This window comes from Streptomyces sp. M92, from assembly GCF_028473745.1.
GTDB lineage: Bacteria > Actinomycetota > Actinomycetes > Streptomycetales > Streptomycetaceae > Streptomyces.
In genome coordinates this window covers 2,369,054-2,387,926 of record NZ_CP101137.1, presented here as the reverse complement: position 1 = coordinate 2,387,926, position 18,873 = coordinate 2,369,054, and the positions used below count along the sequence as shown (strand labels likewise).

Below are 18,873 nucleotides of genomic sequence, written 5' to 3'. Positions count from 1 at the left end.
CCAGTATCCCCGAGCGGCTACCCTGGGCCTGTACCGACCCTGTACCCCACCGCTTTCGCTGGAGAGGCTCCATGCTTCGGGTGCTGATGTTCCTGATCCCACTGGCGTTGAGCGTCTACGCGTTCATCGACTGCATCAGCACGAAGGACGGCGACATCCGGCACATGCCGAAGCCGCTGTGGGCGATCCTCGTGCTGCTCTTTCCGCTGGTCGGGTCGATCTCCTGGCTCATCGCCGGCAAGAAGCGGCAGCCGGCCGGCTCGTCGCCGTGGGGCGGTGGCGGACGCCGCCAGTGGGTGGCGCCGGACGACAACCCCGACTTCCTGAAGTCCCTGGACAAGGACGACGAGAAGGACGAGGACCCCCGGGCCGAGTGAACGCCGTCCGGGCGGACGGTGCGCTCTATGCGCCGAGGGCGTTCAGGAAGTTCCGGACGGCCTCGACGACGGGCGCTCCCACGTCCCCCACCAGTACCGCGATCCCCGTCACCGCCGCGAGCACGTTCCGCAGACGCGCGGGGTCGCTCCCGTCGGCCGCCTGCAGTTCCGGCAGGCACTGGTCGACCACCTGCCGGTCGGTGTCCGAGAGGTGTGTGCGCAGGTTCTGGACGGCCTCGATCATCCGGGCGCGGGCGGCTGCGGGGTCCACGGGTCCGTAGTTGTGGACGATGCCCGTGTTGTTGTTGCCGTACTGGCTCACCCGGTCACCGAAGTGCATGTCCCCGCTCATCGCCTCACCCCTGTGTTGCCGTTGCCGATCTGCTGGATCCTGTCGCCGACGTGGAAGTTCTCCACCGAGACCTGGAACTCCGCGCCGGGGTCGTCGATCGCGTCCATGATCTTGACGACGAGGTCGTCGACGACCGCGCGGTCCTCGCTCGCCACCAGGGTGGCCGGGTTTCCGGACGTCTCGATCACCAACGCGTACAGCAGCTTGCGGGTCAGGATCTCGTACAGGGCGAAGGCCAGGAGCAGGTAGAAGATGATTCCGCAGATGCGCACCGCGTAGCCGAGGAAGGTGACGAGGCCCCACGAGGGCAGTGCGTCGAGGATCGCGATGACGATGACGCCGAACAGGGTCATCCCGACGCCACCGGCGAGGAACTTCAGCGTTTCGCCGGTTCGGCGGGTCGGTATCTCGACGGTCTTCGCCCGAGCGATGTTCTGCAGCGGGTAGGCGTCGTCGCGCAGCCACAGCACTCGACGACTGACACGCACGTCGACGGTTTCTCTTCCCGGCACCAGGCCCCCAACCCCCGTTTTTACCACTCCTTGACACACTAGGGTGGTCAACTCCCCACAGCAACAAGGCGATCCGGCCATCTACGGCTCGAAAGTGCCGGAGAGCGGCCGGCCACGCCCGTGTCTCAGGAGCGGGCCCAGCGCTGCGCGGCGGAGCCGTCGCACCTCCGCATCATGATCATGCTGCCCGCCGCGGCCTCTGCCGGACACGTGCCGTCCCTGGGGGCGACGACGGCGCCGCCACTCCTGACCGCTCTGGCTGCTGCGGCGGCCTCGCGCAGGATCAGCCCCAGCGCCTCGGCGGCCGGGTGTCCCGGTCACCCGCGAGCAGCGGCGCGGGGCGTCGTCCTCCAACGGCTCGGCACCACTGCCCGTGAGGCCTGGTCCGGGTCCGGCCTCCCCGCTCAACTCTCTCCCCGTTCGCCTGGCGCCGCGAGCGCCCGTGGGACCGTCACGGCGCTCGCGGGAAGCCACATCGTTGGCATGGCGCCCCCGAGTACGCCGCTGTACCGGTCTGGTGAGGCCGCGTCACCTTGTCCTCGCGGCGGCTTCCGGGGTCACCGGGGTGAAGAAGTTGACCAGGTTGCCGTCGGGGTCTCGGAACAGGAACGCGCGGTTGCCCCAAGGCATCGTCGTCGGTTCCCTGACGATGTCGTCCACGAAGCCGGCCAGGTCGCGACGCACGCCGTCCACGTCGTCGACGCGGAACTCGATGATGAGGCTGCGGTTGTCGGCCGGGTGGGCGGAGCCGGGAGCGAAGAGCGGCACCGTCCGGGTGCTTCCGATCGCGAGGGTCCCGGAGCCGGTGCGGATTTCGGCGAAGTCCTCGGTGGCCCAGTCGGCGCGGACCGAGGTGGCGCGTTCGTAGAAGTCGACGAGGCGGGCGACGTCGTCCGTGATGATGCGGATCGATGCGAGGTTCATGGGTGGGCTCCTGTCCGGCCGGGTCTTTCGTGACCGCACGCTAGGAGCGATGTAGGTCACCGGCCGACCGCCTCCCCCGCCTTTTCCGCGGTGGCGGCTCACAGCCAGACCGTGCCGAGCGGGACGGTGGCCGCGGCGACGGTGAGCAGGGTGAGGTTGAGGGCGATCCGCCGGTCCCCCAGGCGCAGGTGCACGCCGGTCGCGCCGATCTGCAGGAGCACGAACCCGACGGCCGCGGCCGGGGCCAGCCCGGGCGCGACACCGGTCAGCGGCGGGAGGACCAGCCCGGCGGCGCCCAGCACCTCGACCACCCCGACGGCCCGGACGGCGGGCATCGGCATGCTGTCCACCCAGGCCATCATCGGCCGCAGCCGCTCACGGCTGCGGACCGCCTTCAGTACACCGCCGTAGAGGTAGAAGGCGGCGAGGAGAGCGGCGACGATCCAGTAGGCGACGGTCACGACCGCGCCCTCCCCGCGAAGTCGGTGGCGGGTTCGGTCGCGTAACGGCGCATGGTGCGGACGCTGTCCTGCGGGGTCGGGGCCCGGCCGTCCGCGTACTGGTCCCCCAGGTCGCGGAAGTACCGCACGTACAGGTCCGGGGTGAAGGTGCTGAGCAGGACGGCCGGTTCACCGGTCACGTTGGCGAAGGTGTGCGGTGCGCCGGGCGGGACGAGCACGAACGTGCCCGCCGTCGCGTCGTGGTCCGTGTCCCCGACGGTGAACCGGACCGTGCCGGATACGACGTAGAAGCCCTCGTCGTGCTCGGCGTGGCGGTGCTGCGGCGGTCCCGGGGTGTGCGGGGCGAGGACGGACTCGGCCACCCCGAGGCGGTGCCCGGTGTTGCGGCCGTCCTCCAGGACGCGCATCCGCGTGCTGCCCAGGAGGATCACCTCCCCGTCCCCCGGCCCGACCACCGACACGGCGGGATCACCGGTCGTGGTCATGGCCGTCTCACTGGTTCGCGCTTCTTGGTGGGTCATGCTCCGATTGCACCGCCGGGGCGGCACGACCGTCCAAGACCTCTTCCGCGAAGGCGATACCGTACGGGTATCGTCGCTGTATGGAGCTACGTACGCTGCGCTACTTCGTGGCGGTCGCCGAGGAACTCCACTTCGGCCGGGCGGCCGCCCGGCTCCACATGAGCCAGCCCCCGCTGAGCCGGGCGATCAGGCGGCTGGAGACGGAAGTCGGCGCTCCGCTGTTCGACCGGAACCCGGCCGGGGTCACGCTCACCGAGGTCGGCACGGTCTTCCTCGACGAGGCGCGCGACCTGCTCGACCGGAGTGACCGGATGCGGGTACGGGTGGCCGCCGCAGCCGGCACCGCGACCCTCACCGTCGGCATCCTCGGCGACAGCACCGACCCGGACGTCCTCCGGCTGGCCGCCGCCTACCGCCGGCGCCACCCCCAGATCGAGGTCACCGTCCGCGAGACCGACCTGACCGACCCCACCTGCGGACTGCACGCCGGGCTGGTGGACGTGGCCCTGACCCGCGCGCCGTTCGGCACCACCGGCCTGACCGTGCGTGAGCTGCGCGCCGATCCGGTGGGCGCACTGCTGCGCGCCGACGATCCGCTGGCCCGCCGCGACGGCCTGACCCCGGCCGACCTGGCCGACCGCCGCTGGTTCCGGTTCCCGGAGGGAACCGACCCGCTCTGGAGCGCCTACTGGAGCGGCGGGCGGCTCCGTGAGGGCCCGGTGGTCCGCACCGTGCAGGAATGCCGGCAGGCCGTGCTCTGGAACGGCACGGTCGGCATGACCCTCGTCGGTCACGAGCCCACGGAGGGCCTGACCGTGGTCCCGCTGACCGGCATGCCGGCGAGCCGTGCGGTGGTGGCCTGGCCCGAGGGCGACCCGAACCCGCTGGTCCGCGCGTTCGTCCGGAGCGCCGTCGCGGCGTTCCGGGGACCGGGCGGGTCTTAGGGCCTGCCCGTGGGCCTGCCCGTGGGCCTGCCCGCGCCGGAGTCCTGCGCCGCAGGGGCGGCGGCCGGGTCGTGCGAGGCCCTGGACGCGGTGGCGGGCGACGGGTGGCGAGCCGCGAGAACAACGCCCACCGGCGCCCCTTCTCCGGTCGCGCCGTGCTGGAGCGCCGGCTCCGAGCGCGGGCCGCGCATAGGCTGCGGGCCGATGAACACCGACGACCGCCGCCGCCGTCTGCGCACCGTCGACCTGGCCCGCGCGGCCGGGCTGTCGACGCAGCAGATCCGCAACTACGAGGACGCCGGCGTCCTGCCGCCGGCCGGGCGGACCGAGTCCGGGTACCGCGTCTTCGGCGAGCGGCACCGGCAGGCGCTGCTGACGTACCGGGGGCTGCGGGAGGGGTACGGGCCGGTGACGGCGACGCGGGTCATGCGGGCCGTGCACGAGGGGGACGTCCCCGGCGCGCTCGCCCTCGTGGACGCCGCGCACGCCGCCCTGCACGAGGAACGGGTCTCGCTGCGGGCCGCGCGGGAGGCGCTGGAGGTGCTGGCCGGGCAACGGACGGAAGCGGTGGCGGGCACCGGCGGCCTGCGCATCGGCGAGGTGGCCGCGCTGGTCGGCGTACGGACGTCCGCGCTGCGGGTGTGGGAGACGGCGGGGCTGCTCGCGCCCGGGCGGGAGCGGGGCACGAAGTACCGCGTGTACGGGCCCGCCGACGTGCGCGACGCGCGGGTGGTGCACACGCTGCGCCGCAGCCACTACCTGTTCGACCAGATCCGGCCCGTCCTGGACGGCCTGCGCCGGGAGGGCGGCGGCGAGGCGCTGCGGACGGCGATCGCCGCACGGGAGCAGGCGCTCACGGCCCGTACGCGGGCCACCCTGGAGGGTGCGGGCCGGCTGCACACGTATCTGACTTGCACCGAGGACACCGTGCGTGGTTAATGGGTCACTCACTGACGGCCCATCAGCCGACGGAGGGTCAGGACAGCGATGGAGAGCACCCCGCACCAGGAGTTCCAGCCACCGGGCCAGGGATTCCAGCCACCCGGCCAGAGAACCCGGCCACCGGGCCAGCCGGCCCAGCCACCGGGTCAGTACGACATCCCGCCACCGCCCGCCGTGCCGCCGCGGTCCGTACGGGCCATCGACCTGCGGGTCGGCAAGCGGCTGCTGTGGGTCGGGGCGGCGGCGTACCCCCTGCAGAACATCACCCGGGTCCACACCTTCACCATGACGCCCCGGCGCAAGGAAGCCACGCTGCGGTTCCTGAAGCGCACGGCGCTGATCCTGTCGGTGGCCTTCGGACTGACGATCGTCGCCGGGCTGGCGGCGTTCGCGGACACGTCGACGGCGGGCGGCATCCTCACCTTCGTCTGGCTGGGGGCCATCGCGGCGCTGGTGTTCAGCATCGTGGAGCTGTTCTCCGTACTGACGGCACCGGCCCAGTACGTCCTGGCGATGGAGACGTCCGGACCGTCCATCGCGATGGTGACCAGCGCCGACCCGCACCAGCTCGACCGGCTCGTCGCGCCCATCGTGCAGGCCATCGAGAACCCCGAGGCGGAGTTCCACGTCAAGGTGGAGCAGCTCCTGGTCAATCCCAGGAACTACTACTTCGGCGACAACGTCAACATGTACGGCGGATCGGGCAACGTAGGGGTGGGGAACTCATGAGCGGCGACAACTACTACTTCGGCGACAGCGTCTCGATGCACGGCGGTTTCGGCAACACCGGCATCGTCAAGAATCACGCGGCCCCCGCCGGGACCGAGGCGTCGCCCGCCCTGGAGGCGGCGATCCAGCAGCTCGTCGAGCTGGTGGGCGAGCTGCGCGCACAGGTGCCGCCGGCCAGCGCGCAGTCCATCGACGACTGTCTGCCGGACATCACCGCGCCGACCGGTGTCGAGCCGCAGCAGCGGCACCGCGCGCTGATGGCGGTCGCCGGGATCGCCGCCACGGTGGGAGCGGTCGGCCAGCCCGTCGTCGAGGCCGTGAACAGCGTCCTCGCGCTGCTCGGCGGCTGACCGCGCGGCCCCCGTACCGCCGTTCGAGGGGCCATCCGTTTCGTTGAACCCTGCCGACACACCATGTGCGCGGTCGCGGGCACGGCATTCCCTTGGTCGGGTCTGTTACATCTGCGAACGGAGACCCCTCGTGCGACTGACCGACATCCACCGCTGCGAGATCCGGCCCGGGCGCCTCGTCGAGTGGACGCTCAGTCCGGCGACCGTCGAGGTCGCGGCGGCGCTGCCCGAGGACACGCGGCCACCGGCGTACATCCAGGAGTCGCACATCCGGACGGCCCGGTCGGTGCGCGACGACGGTCTGTTCGTGCCGACCTGGCTGGGCGCGGCCTTCGACCTCCCGGGACCGGTCGACCTCGACGTGCTCCAGGAGGCGCTGCGCGCCTGGACCCTGCGGCACGAGACGCTGCGCAGCGGCTTCCGGTGGGGCGACGCCCCCGGCGCCCCCATGCGGCGGTTCACCCTCGACGCGGACGCCGTGTCCCTGCACCGCGAGGACGTCGGCGACTTCCCGGACGCGACGGAACTCTCCCGCCACCTCCAGGACCGCTTCGACCGGGTCGCGGACGCGCTGCGCTGGCCCAACCTCATCTACACGGCGGTCGTCCGCGACGACGGCGTCAGCGTCTACATGGCCTTCGACCACAGCAACGTCGACGCCTACTCCATCTACCGCATCCCCGCCGAGGTCGAGGAGCTGTACGCGGCCGGTGTCGCGGGCCGGACGGTGCCCCGCCCCCGGGTGGGCAGTTACGTCGACTTCTGCGAGGCCGAGCGGGCGGACGCGGACCGGATCGACGGCGGCCACGACACCGTCGCCCGCTGGCGGGAGTTCATCCGGCGCTGCGACGGGCGGCTGCCGTCCTTCCCCGTCGACCTCGGCCTGGAGCCGGGCGGCCCGCTGCCCGAGCAGAAGCTGCTGCGCGAGCCGCTGGTGGGCGCGGCCGACGCCGCCGCCTTCGAGGCGTACTGCCGTCCCTACGGCGGCAGCCTGGTCGGTGTCCTGGCCGCCACCGCCCTGGCCGTCCACGAGATCGGCGGCGAGCCCGTCTACCGCACCGTCGTGCCGTTCCACACCAGGTCGCGGTCCCAGTGGTCGGAGTCGGTGGGCTGGTACGTCGGCGGCGCGCCGATCGAGGTCCCGGTGGCGGGGGCCGGCGACTTCACGGCCGCCCTGCGCACCGTACGCGCCGAACTCCAGGCCAACCGGCGGATGTCCCGCATGCCCATCGACCGCGTGCTGCGCCTGCTCGGCACGGACTTCAAGCCGACCTCGCCCGACCTGTACTCGATCGTGTCGTACGTCGACGCCCGCGACGTCCCCGGCTCCGGCAGCTGGCCGGACCGCACGGCGTACGCGCTGCTCCGGGTCTCGTACGGCGACCAGGTGTGCGCCTGGGTCACCCGGCTCCCGGAGGGCCTGTGGTTCGCCGCCCGCTACCCGGACACCGACGTGGCGCACAAGAACCTGCGGCTGTACGTCGAGCGGCTGCGGGACGTCGTCACGGGCGTCGCCCGCCGGCACCCGTAGGGGCACCGGCGGGTCCTTCGGGTCCTCCCGTCCGGCGGATCAGAACCCGACGGACCGGAGGGCGCCCAGGCCCACGTCGGCGTAGGAGTGCTTGCCGGAGACGAAGATGTTGACGCCGTAGTAGTTGAACAGCCAGCAGGCGAAGGCGGCCAGCGCCAGGTAGGCGGCCTTGCGGCCCTTCCAGCCGGCGGTGGCGCGGGCGTGCAGGTAGCCGGCGTAGGCGACCCAGGTGATGAAGGACCAGGTCTCCTTGGGGTCCCAGCCCCAGTAGCGGCCCCAGGCGTCGCCCGCCCAAATGGCGCCCGCGATGATCGTGAACGTCCACAGCGGGAAGACGGCGGCGTTGACGCGGTAGGCGAACTTGTCGAGGGACGCGGCCGAGGGCAGGCGGTCCAGGACGGAGTCGGCGAAGCGGCCGGGGGTGCCGCCGGAGGCCAGCTTGCTCTCGTAGCCGTCCTTGAACAGGTACAGGATCGTGGAGACCGCGCCGACGTAGAAGACCGCGCCGCAGAAGATCGCCGTGGAGACGTGGATGTACAGCCAGTACGAGTGCAGCGCGGGGACGAGCTGGTCGCTGGCGGTGTAGAGGACCGTGACGGCGAGGCCGAGGTCGAGCAGGACCGTGGTGATCAGCGGGAGGCCGAGCCAGCGGACGTTCTTCTTCAGGGCGAGCAGGACGAGGTACACGCCGACGGCGGTCGTCGTGAACGTGATGTTGAACTCGTACATGTTGCCCCACGGCGCCCGCTTCACGGACAGCGCGCGGGCGATCACTCCGCCTGCCTCGATGGCGAAGGCCAGCACGGTGAGGGAGATGGCGATCCGCCCGTAGAGGTCGCCCTTCTCGGTGCCGCCGTGGGCGCCGGGGCCGTCGGGCACGTCGCGGGAGCCGGTGGCGGCACGCACGACGACCTTCGGCCGCTCCAGTACGGCGGTGCCGCCGGCCTTCTTGACGGTGACGGCCGGGGCCGCCTTGCCCTTGCCCTCGGCCTTGTCCTCGCCGGACGCGGTGAGCGCGGCGGCGGTGCGGCCGACCTTGCTGCGGCTGCCGAAGAGCCACTCGGCGATGTAGGCGAAGAACGCCAGCGTGTAGACGGCCATCGCGGAGTAGATCAGCGTGTTGCTGATGTTCGCGAGGTTCTCGTTGGTCGCGGCGGCCAGCTCGGTTGCGGCCTCGGTTGCGGCGGCGAGAGTCACTTGTCAGACCCTTCGGCAGATACGACGTGGGTGTCGGGGGAATCGGGAGTGTCTGGGGCCCGCTCGTACAGGCTTCCGGCGAGGTCACCGAGTTCTTCGGGCACCTTCGCGGACTCGCTCCGCCCCAGGCCGGCCATCTCGACGACCGTGACGCCGTCGTCGCCCTTGACGGCCCGCACCCAGACGCGGCGACGCTGGATGAACAGGGAGCCGGCGAGACCGAGGATGGCGGCGACGGAGCCGGCGAGCGCCCAGCCGCTGGCGGGCTGCCGGGTGACCTGGAAGTTGGCCCATTCCTGGACGCCGTTGAAGGTGACGGTGCCGGCGCCGTTCGGGAGGGTCATGGTCTCGCCGGGCTTCAGCAGCTTCTTGAACAGCTCGCCGTCGGAGTCCTTGAACTCCTTCAGCTTGGTCTTGTCGAGCTGGTAGATGCTCTTCGGGATGCCCGCGTCCACCCCGAGGTCGCCGTGGTAGGCCGAGAGCGCCAGCGTCGGGTTGAGCAGCGCCGGGAAGGTCGAGTACATCGCGCTGCCCTCGCCGCCGTAGGTCGGCAGGAAGAAGGCGTTGAAGCCGAGCTGCTCCTTCTCGCCCTCGGCGTTGCGGTAGCCGTCGCGGACCATCACGGCGCCGGAGGAGGTGACGTTGGAGTCCAGCGGCAGCAGGGCCGTGGCCTCCTTGTCCATGACGACGTTGCCCTCGGCGTCCTTGATGGTGAGGATCGGCGCGTAGCCGTGGGCGGTGAGGTAGACCTTGGAGCCGTCGATCTCCAGCGGCTTGTTGACCTCGATGACCTTGGACTGCTGCTCGCCGTAGGCGCCCTCGGTGTAGGTGACCTCGGCCTCGTAGACGCGGGGGGTGCCGCGGTTGGGACCGGTGGCCTCGTAGGTGCCGTGGAAGTCCTTCAGGCTGAAGCTGAAGGGGACCAGGTCGTGGTCCGGGTCGAAGAGGTTGCCGGACTTGAAGTCGTCGTACTGGGTGAGCGTGTTGGAGAAGCCGTCGCCCTCCAGGATCAGCTTGTTGCCCTCGTACTTGAAGAGCTGGCCCCAGGCGAAGGCGATCAGCATCACGATCAGCGCGACGTGGAAGACGAGGTTGCCGGCCTCGCGCAGGTAGCCCTTCTCGGCGGCGACGGCGTCACCGACGGCGTGGGCGCGGAAGCGGCGCTTCTTCAGCAGCTTCAGCGCGGCCTCGCGCACCTCCTCGGGCTCGGCCCCGGTGCGCCAGGTGGTGTACGCGGGCAGCCGGGACAGGCGCCGGGGGGCGCCCGGCGGACGGCCGCGCAGCTGGCCGACGAACTGCCAGGTGCGCGGGACGATGCAGCCGATGAGGGAGACGAACAGCAGGATGTAGATCGCGGAGAACCACACCGAGCTGTAGACGTGGAAGAGGCCGAGCTTGTCGTAGAGGGGCCCGAGGAAGTCGTTGTTCTCGCGGAACTCCTCGACCTTCAGGGCGTCGACGCCCTCCTGCGGGATCAGCGATCCCGGGATGGCGCCCAGCGACAGCAGCAGGAGCAGCAGCAGCGCCACCCGCATCGAGGTGAGCTGCCGCCAGAACCAGCGGAACCAGCCGACGACGCCGAGGGAGGGGAGGTTCGGGGCCTCTTCCTTGGGGGCGGTGGTCAGCTGGGAGCCGGCGGCGCCGAGGTCCTGGTCCTCGGCGGCTGCCGGGGTCTTGCCGGTCGCCGTTTTCGAAGTGCCGCTCATCGGTTCAGATCCCTACAGTGAAGCCGTTGGACCAGGTCTGCATGTCCTGGACGATGCTGTCCCAGGCGCCGGTCAGCAGCAGCAGGCCGGTCGCGATCATCATGCCGCCGCCGATCCGCAGCACCCACACATAGTGGCGCTTGATCCAGCCGAAGGCGCCGAGCGCCTTGCGGAAGGCGACCGCGGCGAGCACGAAGGGCAGGCCGAGGCCCAGGCAGTAGGCGACGGTCAGTATCGCGCCGCGGCCGGCCGTGCCCTGCTGGGAGGAGAGCATCAGCACCGAGGAGAGGGTCGGGCCGATGCAGGGCGTCCAGCCTATGCCGAACAGGGCGCCGAGGACGGGGGCACCGATCAGGCCGCTGACGGGCTTGCGGTGGAAGCGGAACTCGCGCTGGGTGAGCCAGGGCATCAGACCCATGAAGAAGACGCCCATGAGGATCATGAAGACGCCGAGCACCTTGTTCAGGATGCTCCGGTTGTCCTGGAGCGTCTCACCGAAGTAGCCGAACAGCGCGCCGCTGGAGACGAAGACGGCGGTGAAACCGAGGACGAAGAGTGAGGCGCCGGCGACCATCCGCCCGCGCCGGGCCTCTTGGAGGTCGGTGCCGGTGACGCCGGTCACGTAGGAGAGGTAGCCGGGGACGAGCGGCAGGACGCAGGGCGAGAAGAAGGAGACGAGGCCGCCGAGCAACGCGATGGGCAGGGCCACCAGCAGGGCACCGTTGAGTACCGTGCCGTTGCTGCCCGCCACGGCGAGCGTGGACAGAGCGTTCACGTCACTTCTCCGACCCGCCGGAGGTGTCCTTCAGGTACGGGTCCAGCATCTTGCGGAGCTTCTCCTCGCTGAGCGCCTGGAGGGTGCGCGCGGCGACCTTGCCCTCCCGGTCGACGATCAGCGTCGAGGGGATGGCCTGCGGGTTGAGGGTGCCCTTCTCGAAGCGGAGCAGCAGCTTGCCGCTCGGGTCGTACAGGCTCGGGTAGCTGACCCCGAACTCCTCCTCGAAGGCCCGCGCGGGGCCGACGGAGGTGTCGCGGGTGTTGATGCCGAGGAACTGGACGCCCTGGTCCTTGACGTCCTGGTAGACCTTCTCGAAGTTCTTGGCCTCGGCCCGGCAGGGCGGGCACCAGGAACCCCACACGTTGAGGACGACGACCTTGCCCTTGTAGTCGTCGATGTCGGCCTGCCCGCCGTCGACCGTCTCGCCGGACAGGTCGGGGGCGTCGGCCCGCTCACCCTTCTTGACGGTGGAGATGCCGTCCGAGCCGGTGACGAAGCCGGTCTGGCCGCCGCCGCCCGAGGTGCCGCCGGAGCCGCACGCCGTCACGAGCAGCGCCGAGACCGCCGCTGCGGCGGCGAGCGCGGCGCGACGGCGGACGCGGACGGCGGTGCGGTTCGAGCGGTTCGAGCGCAGGGGGGCGCGGCTGGCGGCACTCATGTGAAAAGTTTCGCATGTCCGTTCCGGGGATCTTGCGCACCCCCCTCACGGGCGGAAACCCGCATTTCAGGCGGCGTTTCCCGAGGAGGTCGGGGCGCCTGTGCCGGCCCCCTTGAGGAAGGCGTTCCAGCCGCCGGCCGGCCGCTGCCCCACCTCGACGGTACGCAGCTTGGCGAGCACGTCGGGCTTCTGCACGTCCAGCCAGTCGGTGAACTGGCGGAAGGAGACGAGCCGGATGTCCTCGCCCTTCTCCCTCTCCCGGGCGATGTGCTTGAGGACGTTCTCTACGGCGTCCATGTAGATGCCGCCGTTCCACTCCTCGAAGTGGTTGCCGATGAAGAACGGCGCCCGATTCGTCTCATATGCCCGCTTGAAGCCGGATATGTAGGCGTTGGTGGCCTGTTCGCGCCAGCCGGGGTAGTTGTGGGCGGGCGCCTTGGTGGAGTTGACGGACTGGTTGGCGAGGATGTTGTAGTCCATCGAGAGCACCTCGAAGGAGTGCCCGGGGAAAGGTATCTGCTGCAGCGGCAGGTCCCAGATCCCGTCCTTCTTCGCCGGCCACACCTGACGGCCGCCGGGCGAGGAGGCGTCGTAGCGCCAGCCCAGCTCGCGGGCGGTGGGCAGCAGGTTGTCCTGTCCGAGGAGGCAGGGCGTGCGGCCGCCGACCAGCTCCTTGTCGTAGTCGAAGGGGAGAGCCGGGAGGTCGGTCCAGCCGCTGTTGGTCTTCCACTCCTTGACGAAGGACTTCGCCTGGTCGATCTCGCTGCGCCACTGGGCCGGCGTCCAGTTGCCGACGCTGCCGCCGCCGGCGCAGAAGTGCCCGTTGAAGTGGGTGCCGATCTCGTGGCCGTCCAGCCAGGCCCGGCGCACGCCTGCGAGGGTGTCCTTGATGTGGGCGTCGGTGAGGTAGCCGATGTCCGAGGCGCCGCGCGGGTTGTTCGGCGGGTCGTAGAGGCGCTTCTTCGACTCGGGCAGCAGATACAGCCCGGAGAGGAAGAAGGTCATGTGCGCGCCGTGCTCCTGTGCGAGGTCGAGGAAGCGCGGGAAGAGCCCGTTGCCGACCTCCCCCGCCCCGTCCCAGGAGAAGACGACGAACTGCGGCGGCGCCTGCCCCGGCTCCAGCGGCACCGGCGCGTCCGGCTGGTGGGGCTGCTTGCCGGTGTACGACGTCGAGCCGTCCCCGATGGGCTTGGCGGGGGCCTTCTCGCTGCCGGACGGCGAGGGTTTCCCGGAACCGCCGGCCCGGTCCGAGCCGTCCGACGACGGGTGGGAGCCGGTACCGCAGCCCGCGAGCCCGACGGCGGCCGCGGCCCCCGCGCCGAGTCCGAGCATCCCCCTGCGGGTGAGAGTGCGGGTGGAAGTGCGCATCGCAACCTCGTTCGTCACGTCCTCTGGTGGTCACTAGGTGAGAGGACGTGACGAACGTGCGGGTTCCGGAAATTTGTGCGGATTGCGTGACGGGGGGGTCAGGCCCCGGTCAGGCCCCGTACGCCTTGCCCTGCTGCCCCTTGACCGGCTTGGCGCCGGCCAGGAGGTGGGCGGGGACGAGGTCGCGGGCCGGCTCGGTGTAGCCGACGGAGACGATGCGGTCGCCCCGGTACGTGAACGTCGTCAGGGACGCCAGCGTGCACTGCCGCTTGCGCGGGTCGTGCCACAGGCGCCGCCGCTCGACGTACGAGCGCAGGATCCAGATCGGCAGCTGGTGGCTGACGACCACGGCCTCGTGCCCGCGCGCCCGCTCCTTGGCCGCGTCCACCGCGCCCATCATCCGCACCACCTGGTCGACGTACGGCTCGCCCCAGGACGGCTTGAACGGGTTGACCACGTGCCGCCAGTTGCCGGGCCGGCGCAGGGCGCCGTCGCCGATGCCGAAGGTCTTGCCCTGGAAGACGTTGTCGGCCTCGATGAGCCGCGCGTCGGTGGCGAGGTCGAGTCCGTGCGCCTTGGCGATCGGCGTCGCCGTCTCCTGCGCCCGCTCCAGCGGGGAGGCCACGACGTACTTCACGTCGCGGGGGGCGAGGTGCTCGGCGACCCGGTCGGCCATGCGCCGGCCCAGGTCGGAGAGGTGGTAGCCGGGCAGGCGGCCGTAGAGGACGCCGGTGGGGTTCTCCACCTCGCCGTGCCGCATGACGTGGACGACGGTCAGCTCCTGGTCGTCGGTGTCGTGGCTCACGCCGTCGCCTCCGCAGCCGCGCGGGCCGCCGCCGGGAGGGCGTCGGCGACGCGCTGGACGGCCCGCTCGTCGTGGGCGGTGGACACGAACCAGGACTCGAAGGACGACGGCGGCAGGTAGACGCCCTGGGAGAGGAGCGAGTGGAAGAAGGCGGTGTAGCGGAAGGACTCCTGCGCCTTGGCGTCCTCGTAGTTGCGCACCGGACCGTCCGTGAAGAACACGGAGAACATGTTGGAGGCGGTCTGCAGGGTGTGCGCGACGCCCTCCTTGCCGAGCGCCTCGGTGACGAGGCCCTGGATCTGGAGGGAGGTCGCGTCGATCCTGTCGTACGCCGCCTCGTCGAGGAGCCGCAGCTGGGCGAGCCCGGCGGCGGTGGCCACCGGGTTCCCGGAGAGGGTGCCGGCCTGGTAGACGGGCCCGGCCGGGGCGAGGTGCGCCATGACGTCGGCGCGCCCGCCGAACGCGGCGGCGGGGAACCCGCCGCCCATGACCTTCCCGAAGGTCATGAGGTCGGGAACGACGCCCTCCACCCCGTACCATCCGGCGCGGCTGGTCCGGAAGCCGGTCATGACCTCGTCGGAGACGAACAGCGCGCCGTTCGCGGCGCACGCGTCCTTGAGCCCCTGGTTGAACCCGGGCAGCGGCGGCACGACGCCCATGTTGCCGGGCGAGGCCTCCGTGATCACGCAGGCGATCTCGCCGGGGTGGGCGGCGAAGGCGGCGTGCACGGCGTCGAGGTCGTTGTACGGCAGCACGATCGTGTCGCTCGCCTGGGCGCCCGTGACGCCCGGGGTGTCGGGCAGCGCGAAGGTCGCGACGCCGGAGCCGGCGGCGGCCAGCAGCGAGTCGACGTGACCGTGGTAACACCCGGCGAACTTGATCACCTTGGTGCGCTGAGTGAACCCGCGGGCGAGCCGGATGGCCGACATGGTGGCCTCGGTCCCGCTCGACACGAGCCGGACCTCCTCCAGCGGCGCGACCCGCTCCACCATCGCCTCGGCGAGGGCGACCTCCCCCTCGGCGGGCGTACCGAAGGACGTCCCGCGCGCGACCGCCTCCTGCACGGCGGCGACCACCTCGGGGTGGGCGTGCCCGAGGATCATCGGACCCCAGGAGCACACGAGGTCGACGTACTCACGCCCGTCGGCGTCCGTCAGGTACGGGCCGGTGCCGGACACCATGAACCGGGGCGTGCCGCCGACGGCGCGGAAGGCCCGCACCGGGGAGTTCACGCCGCCGGGCGTGACGGCCGCCGCGCGGTCGAACAGAGCCTGCGAGGCCGGTGCTTCGTATGGGTATGCCAGTTCGCTCATGACCTGCGACTTCTCCGACCTTCTCGACCTTCTCCGACGTATCGGACCCTGCGCGGCCTCTGGTTGCCCAGGGTGACTTCGTCAAGGGTAGACAACCGCCCCCAATGCCGTGCCGTCTGCCAGACTGGAAGTCATCCACGCAGCTCACCGGGCGACGCGGACGGGGCTGCCGAACGTCCGGCGGGCATATGTCCGACCGCACGTTTCGGCGAGCGGCCGTGGGGGAGGTCACTGACACGATGATCGGGTTGCGCGGCGGGGACCACGCGTCCTAGAAAAGCAGTCGGGTGGAGATATGCATCGCGGTGGCGGACTGGGCGAGGGGACCGACGACCTGGGTCCTCGACGTGCCCGGCGGGGAAGGCACCGACGCGAGGCGGCGGAATCGACCGAAGCACGTCAGGCACACGGCACCCCGGGCGAGCCGGACCGGCTCGAGGGGCGGACCGACCGGCTGGGGGCGGGGAGCAGGAATGGTGGTCGGGTGGGGGTGACCTACAAGTACTTCGGCGCGCCCGACGGCGCGACCGCGGCCCGCGTCCCGATCTCGATGCGCCCCGAGGAACTGGGCGGCGACGAGCTCGGGATGAACGGCATGTTCACCAAGATCAAGCCGGAGACCATGGCCGCCATGGTCCTCACCGGCATCGAGGGCGTGCCCCTGCACAGAGTGCCCCCGCTGGAACTGGTCGTCCTCCACCCCGACTACGCGGTCGTGAAACTCCCGATGACCGTCGTCGACCCCCTGCGCGGCATCGGCGAGGAGGCGGTCGGCGCGGCGGCCTTCATCTGGTCGACGGTCCCGGACCGGGGCGGGCCGCGGGACGCGTTCAACGTGTACCAGTTGCTGCACGAGTGGCAGGACTTCTCACATCGGCTGCATGAGGCGGGGCATCAGCCGTACTGCTTGGTGTGGCCCTGAGCTGGGGGTTCTTGCGGGGCGCTGATCGCTACCGCGCGGAGAGCCTGGGGGCGAGCAGCTCCAGCACCTCCTCCCAGCGGTAGCGCTCGGCCCCGCCGCCCGCCTTCGGCCGGTGAGGCTCGTAGGAGCCGATCAGGACGCCCATCTCACGCAGTACGTCCAGACTCCGGTACGCCCGGCCTTTGATGGTTCAGGGCGCTTCCCGTCAGCGCACCTTGTCGAAGAACTCGCGGACGTCGCTGACAAGCAGTTCCGGAGCTTCCATCGCGAGGAAGTGGCCGCCACGGTCGAGTTCGGTCCACCGCACGATGCTGTGGTCACGTTCGGCCCAGCGGCGGATGGTCACATCGCGGGCGGAGAGCAGCACGGCGGTGGGCACGGTCCCCCGTGGACCGGCTGCCCAGTCGCCCTGACCGTCGCTCCAGCCGGTGTCGTGCGCCGCGCCGAGGGCAGTCCAGTCGTCGGTTGCGGCTTCGCTCCAGGTGCTCGCTGAGATCTCCTCGTAGTAGACCTGCGCGGCCGAGGCAGCGGTGGCGGTCAGCCAGTACAGCGAGACCTCGGTCAGGATGCGGTCCCGGTGGATGCTGTCCTCGGGCAGTGCGTCTTCCGGGTCGGTAGACTCCTTGAATTTTTCCACGGTCCAAGCCAGCTGGCCGACAGGGGAGTCGGTGAGGGCGTAGGCCACGGTCTGCGGACGCTTGGAATTGCACTGCAGGTAACCGTCGTTGAAGTTCTGCATCCGATGCCAGCGTCGCTGTTCGGCTTCCGTCAGGCCGTCCATCTCGCCCTCCGCCCCGGCGGGAAATGTGATCATGGCGTTGACGTGGACGCCGATCACATGGTCCGGTGCCTGCTTGCCCATCTCCGGGGCAACCCATGATCCGGTGTCGTAGCCCTGCACGCCGTAGCGCGTATAGCCGAGGCAGGCCATCAGCTGGGTGAACACCCCAGCCATCCGAGCCGTGTCCATGCCCGGCCCGGCCAGCGGGGTGGAAAAGGCGAACCCCGGCAGCGAGGGAATGACCAAGTGGAACGCATCGGCCGGATCACCGCCGTGCGCGCCGGGATCGGACAGCGGACCGATGACATCGAGGAAGTCCGCCACCGAGCCCGGCCAGCCGTGCAGCAGCATCAGCGGCGTGGCATCGGCCCTGGGGGAGCGCACGTGCAGGAAGTGGATGTTCTGCCCGTCGATGGTGGTCACGTACTGAGGAAACGTGTTGAGTTCCGCCTCGTGCGCCCGCCAGTCGTAGGCGGCGCGCCAGTACTCGGCCAGGTCCTTCAGGTAGGCCACCGGGACGCCGCGGCTCCAGCCGACACCGGGCAGCTCATCCGGCCATCGAGTGGCGGCCAGGCGGGCTTGCAGATCATCGAGTTGGGCCTGCGGTATGTCGATGCGGAAGGAGCGGATACCACTGGGTGTTGTGTTCGCCATGGTTGCGACGCTAGGACTCGCTTAGGTCAGGTTCGGTCCTCACTTTCCGGCAGTCTTACGGCATGCTGGAGACCTCCGGGCGGCTGCTGAAGCTGCTCTCCCTGCTGCAGACCCACCGCGACTGGTCCGGGGCCGAACTCGCCGAACGCCTCGGCGTCAGCCGACGCACCCTGCGCCGTGATGTGGAACGGCTGCGCGCGCTCGGCTACCCGGTGAACGCCACCCAGGGCACTGCGGGCTACCGGCTCGGGGCCGGGACCACGCTGCCGCCGCTGCTGCTCGACGACGACGAGGCTGTCGCCGTCGTCATCGGCCTGCGCACGGCGGCCGGTGGCTCGGTCGCCGGCATCGAAGGGTCCTCGATGCGCGCGCTCACCAAGCTCGAGCAGATGCTCCCACCCCGGCTGCGGTACCGAGTGAACACCCTGCACACCGCTACCGTCCGGGCAGGCGCAGCCCCGGCTCCCAAGGTCTCCGCGGACACCCTCATGGCCATCGCGGAGGCGTGCCGCCGACGCGAGCGGCTGCGCTTCGACTACGTCAGCCCTCGCCGCAGCCGCAGCACACGCTTGGTCGAGCCGCACAGCCTCGTCAGCTTCGACCGCCACTGGTACCTGGTCGCCTGGGACACCGACCGCACCGACTGGCGCACCTTCCGCGTCGACAGACTTACTCCGCGCATTCCGACTGGACCGCGGTTCACCCCCCGCGAACTCCCCGACACCGACGTGGCCACCTATCTGGCTCACCAGTTGTCGTCACGGACCTGGCCGTTCCGGGCCACCATCACCCTGCACGAGCCCGCCGCAGCGGTCACCGACCGTATCTGGCCCGGCATGGGCGCCATCGAACCCGTCGACGACGACAGCTGCCTACTGCACCTGGGCGCCGACAATCCCCGTGACCTCGCCTGGATGATCACCTCGGTCGACGCCGATTTCACTCTCACCCACGCGCCACCCGAACTCGCCGACGCCCTGCACGCCCACGCCGCCCGCTGCCTGAATGCCGTACGCAAGGCATAGGCACTCCTGCCGCGCAGGCGTCC

General features: G+C 70.8%; 21 protein-coding genes and 1 pseudogene. 8 read left to right on the top strand and 14 right to left on the bottom strand.

Going from position 1 to position 18,873, the window contains the following annotated elements; all coding sequences use genetic code 11:
* Window positions 1-71: 71 nt before the first annotated feature.
* Window positions 72-377, top strand: coding sequence for a PLD nuclease N-terminal domain-containing protein (locus M6G08_RS10875; RefSeq protein WP_272586963.1), 306 nt, complete (start codon window positions 72-74; stop codon window positions 375-377).
* Window positions 378-402: 25 nt separating this feature from the next.
* On the opposite strand, the gene M6G08_RS10870 is transcribed toward M6G08_RS10875, so the two are convergent.
* The 5 genes from M6G08_RS10870 to M6G08_RS10850 form a co-directional block, all read right to left on the bottom strand.
* Window positions 403-729 carry a hypothetical protein gene (locus M6G08_RS10870; RefSeq protein ID WP_272586962.1) on the bottom strand — a complete coding sequence of 109 codons (327 nt, stop codon included), beginning with the start codon at window positions 727-729 and terminating at the stop codon, window positions 403-405.
* The gene (locus tag M6G08_RS10865; protein WP_272586961.1) at window positions 726-1,217 is read right to left on the bottom strand and encodes a DUF6232 family protein; all 492 of its coding nucleotides are present in this window, start codon (window positions 1,215-1,217) and stop codon (window positions 726-728) included. Before M6G08_RS10865 ends, M6G08_RS10870 begins: the two co-directional genes overlap by 4 nt.
* Window positions 1,218-1,769: 552 nt before the next feature.
* Window positions 1,770-2,165, bottom strand: coding sequence for a VOC family protein (locus M6G08_RS10860; protein WP_272586960.1), 396 nt, complete (start codon window positions 2,163-2,165; stop codon window positions 1,770-1,772).
* 98 nt (window positions 2,166-2,263) lie between these two features.
* Window positions 2,264-2,626: a DoxX family protein gene (locus tag M6G08_RS10855; protein ID WP_272586959.1), complete on the bottom strand. Its 363-nt coding sequence runs from the start codon at window positions 2,624-2,626 to the stop codon at window positions 2,264-2,266.
* A complete protein-coding gene (locus tag M6G08_RS10850; protein ID WP_383140863.1) occupies window positions 2,623-3,111 on the bottom strand; it encodes a cupin domain-containing protein in 489 nt (162 codons plus the stop codon). The genes M6G08_RS10855 and M6G08_RS10850 overlap by 4 nt, the downstream gene beginning before the upstream one ends.
* A 116-nt stretch (window positions 3,112-3,227) precedes the next feature.
* Here M6G08_RS10850 and M6G08_RS10845 point away from each other — a divergent pair, with 116 nt between their 5' ends.
* The 5 genes from M6G08_RS10845 (at window position 3,228) to M6G08_RS10825 (ending at window position 7,643) form a co-directional block, all read left to right on the top strand.
* On the top strand, window positions 3,228-4,091 hold the full coding sequence (locus M6G08_RS10845; protein WP_272586957.1) for a LysR family transcriptional regulator: 864 nt from the start codon (window positions 3,228-3,230) through the stop codon (window positions 4,089-4,091).
* Between the two features lie 204 nt (window positions 4,092-4,295).
* Entirely contained in the window at window positions 4,296-5,030 is a 735-nt protein-coding gene (locus M6G08_RS10840) for a TioE family transcriptional regulator (RefSeq protein WP_272586956.1), read from the top strand.
* 48 nt (window positions 5,031-5,078) lie between these two features.
* Window positions 5,079-5,762, top strand: coding sequence for a DUF6232 family protein (locus M6G08_RS10835; RefSeq protein WP_272586955.1), 684 nt, complete (start codon window positions 5,079-5,081; stop codon window positions 5,760-5,762).
* Complete coding sequence (locus M6G08_RS10830) at window positions 5,759-6,112, top strand: hypothetical protein (protein ID WP_272586954.1); 354 nt, start codon at window positions 5,759-5,761, stop codon at window positions 6,110-6,112. Before M6G08_RS10835 ends, M6G08_RS10830 begins: the two co-directional genes overlap by 4 nt.
* 130 nt (window positions 6,113-6,242) lie before the next feature.
* Window positions 6,243-7,643, top strand: a complete 1,401-nt coding sequence (locus tag M6G08_RS10825) for a condensation domain-containing protein (protein ID WP_272586953.1) — start codon at window positions 6,243-6,245, stop codon at window positions 7,641-7,643.
* A 39-nt stretch (window positions 7,644-7,682) separates the two neighbouring features.
* Here M6G08_RS10825 and ccsB read toward each other — a convergent pair whose 3' ends face one another.
* The 7 genes from ccsB to hemL all read right to left on the bottom strand — a co-directional run bounded on the left by ccsB (window position 7,683) and on the right by hemL (window position 15,468).
* Window positions 7,683-8,744 carry a c-type cytochrome biogenesis protein CcsB gene (gene ccsB / locus M6G08_RS10820; protein ID WP_383140976.1) on the bottom strand — a complete coding sequence of 354 codons (1,062 nt, stop codon included), beginning with the start codon at window positions 8,742-8,744 and terminating at the stop codon, window positions 7,683-7,685.
* 92 nt (window positions 8,745-8,836) lie between these two features.
* Window positions 8,837-10,546: a cytochrome c biogenesis protein ResB gene (resB, locus tag M6G08_RS10815; protein ID WP_272586951.1), complete on the bottom strand. Its 1,710-nt coding sequence runs from the start codon at window positions 10,544-10,546 to the stop codon at window positions 8,837-8,839.
* 4 nt (window positions 10,547-10,550) lie between these two features.
* Window positions 10,551-11,321: a cytochrome c biogenesis CcdA family protein gene (locus M6G08_RS10810; RefSeq protein ID WP_272586950.1), complete on the bottom strand. Its 771-nt coding sequence runs from the start codon at window positions 11,319-11,321 to the stop codon at window positions 10,551-10,553.
* Between the two features lies 1 nt (window position 11,322).
* The gene (locus M6G08_RS10805; RefSeq protein WP_272586949.1) at window positions 11,323-11,982 is read right to left on the bottom strand and encodes a TlpA family protein disulfide reductase; all 660 of its coding nucleotides are present in this window, start codon (window positions 11,980-11,982) and stop codon (window positions 11,323-11,325) included.
* 66 nt (window positions 11,983-12,048) lie between these two features.
* A complete protein-coding gene (locus tag M6G08_RS10800) occupies window positions 12,049-13,350 on the bottom strand; it encodes a polysaccharide deacetylase family protein (protein WP_272586948.1) in 1,302 nt (433 codons plus the stop codon).
* 109 nt (window positions 13,351-13,459) lie between these two features.
* On the bottom strand, window positions 13,460-14,110 hold the full coding sequence (locus M6G08_RS10795; RefSeq protein ID WP_272591308.1) for a histidine phosphatase family protein: 651 nt from the start codon (window positions 14,108-14,110) through the stop codon (window positions 13,460-13,462).
* Between the two features lie 41 nt (window positions 14,111-14,151).
* Window positions 14,152-15,468: a glutamate-1-semialdehyde 2,1-aminomutase gene (gene hemL, locus M6G08_RS10790; RefSeq protein ID WP_272586947.1), complete on the bottom strand. Its 1,317-nt coding sequence runs from the start codon at window positions 15,466-15,468 to the stop codon at window positions 14,152-14,154.
* Between the two features lie 295 nt (window positions 15,469-15,763).
* Between hemL and M6G08_RS10785 the strand changes: the two genes are divergently transcribed.
* Window positions 15,764-16,390, top strand: coding sequence for a hypothetical protein (locus M6G08_RS10785; protein WP_272586946.1), 627 nt, complete (start codon window positions 15,764-15,766; stop codon window positions 16,388-16,390).
* A gap of 28 nt (window positions 16,391-16,418) precedes the next feature.
* On the opposite strand, the pseudogene M6G08_RS10780 reads toward M6G08_RS10785, so the two are convergent.
* A pseudogene (locus M6G08_RS10780) lies at window positions 16,419-16,565 on the bottom strand (flavoprotein); the annotation flags it as partial.
* Between the two features lie 30 nt (window positions 16,566-16,595).
* Window positions 16,596-17,825, bottom strand: a complete 1,230-nt coding sequence (locus M6G08_RS10775; RefSeq protein ID WP_272586945.1) for an epoxide hydrolase family protein — start codon at window positions 17,823-17,825, stop codon at window positions 16,596-16,598.
* A 62-nt stretch (window positions 17,826-17,887) separates the two neighbouring features.
* On the opposite strand from M6G08_RS10775, the gene M6G08_RS10770 reads away from it, so the two are divergent.
* Window positions 17,888-18,850: a helix-turn-helix transcriptional regulator gene (locus M6G08_RS10770; protein WP_272586944.1), complete on the top strand. Its 963-nt coding sequence runs from the start codon at window positions 17,888-17,890 to the stop codon at window positions 18,848-18,850.
* The last annotated feature ends 23 nt before the right edge of the window (window positions 18,851-18,873 follow it).

Coding starts and splice junctions, on each gene's coding strand:
- M6G08_RS10875 (WP_272586963.1), top strand. CDS start 72: ATGCTTCGGGTGCTGATGTTCCTGATCCCACTGGCGTTGAGCGTCTAC.
- M6G08_RS10870 (WP_272586962.1), bottom strand. CDS start 729: ATGAGCGGGGACATGCACTTCGGTGACCGGGTGAGCCAGTACGGCAAC.
- M6G08_RS10860 (WP_272586960.1), bottom strand. CDS start 2,165: ATGAACCTCGCATCGATCCGCATCATCACGGACGACGTCGCCCGCCTC.
- M6G08_RS10850 (WP_383140863.1), bottom strand. CDS start 3,111: ATGACCACGACCGGTGATCCCGCCGTGTCGGTGGTCGGGCCGGGGGAC.
- M6G08_RS10845 (WP_272586957.1), top strand. CDS start 3,228: ATGGAGCTACGTACGCTGCGCTACTTCGTGGCGGTCGCCGAGGAACTC.
- M6G08_RS10840 (WP_272586956.1), top strand. CDS start 4,296: ATGAACACCGACGACCGCCGCCGCCGTCTGCGCACCGTCGACCTGGCC.
- M6G08_RS10835 (WP_272586955.1), top strand. CDS start 5,079: ATGGAGAGCACCCCGCACCAGGAGTTCCAGCCACCGGGCCAGGGATTC.
- M6G08_RS10830 (WP_272586954.1), top strand. CDS start 5,759: ATGAGCGGCGACAACTACTACTTCGGCGACAGCGTCTCGATGCACGGC.
- ccsB (WP_383140976.1), bottom strand. CDS start 8,744: ATGGCCGTCTACACGCTGGCGTTCTTCGCCTACATCGCCGAGTGGCTC.
- resB (WP_272586951.1), bottom strand. CDS start 10,546: ATGAGCGGCACTTCGAAAACGGCGACCGGCAAGACCCCGGCAGCCGCC.
- M6G08_RS10805 (WP_272586949.1), bottom strand. CDS start 11,982: ATGAGTGCCGCCAGCCGCGCCCCCCTGCGCTCGAACCGCTCGAACCGC.
- M6G08_RS10800 (WP_272586948.1), bottom strand. CDS start 13,350: ATGCGCACTTCCACCCGCACTCTCACCCGCAGGGGGATGCTCGGACTC.
- M6G08_RS10795 (WP_272591308.1), bottom strand. CDS start 14,110: ATGCGGCACGGCGAGGTGGAGAACCCCACCGGCGTCCTCTACGGCCGC.
- hemL (WP_272586947.1), bottom strand. CDS start 15,468: ATGAGCGAACTGGCATACCCATACGAAGCACCGGCCTCGCAGGCTCTG.
- M6G08_RS10785 (WP_272586946.1), top strand. CDS start 15,764: ATGCATCGCGGTGGCGGACTGGGCGAGGGGACCGACGACCTGGGTCCT.
- M6G08_RS10775 (WP_272586945.1), bottom strand. CDS start 17,825: ATGGCGAACACAACACCCAGTGGTATCCGCTCCTTCCGCATCGACATA.
- M6G08_RS10770 (WP_272586944.1), top strand. CDS start 17,888: ATGCTGGAGACCTCCGGGCGGCTGCTGAAGCTGCTCTCCCTGCTGCAG.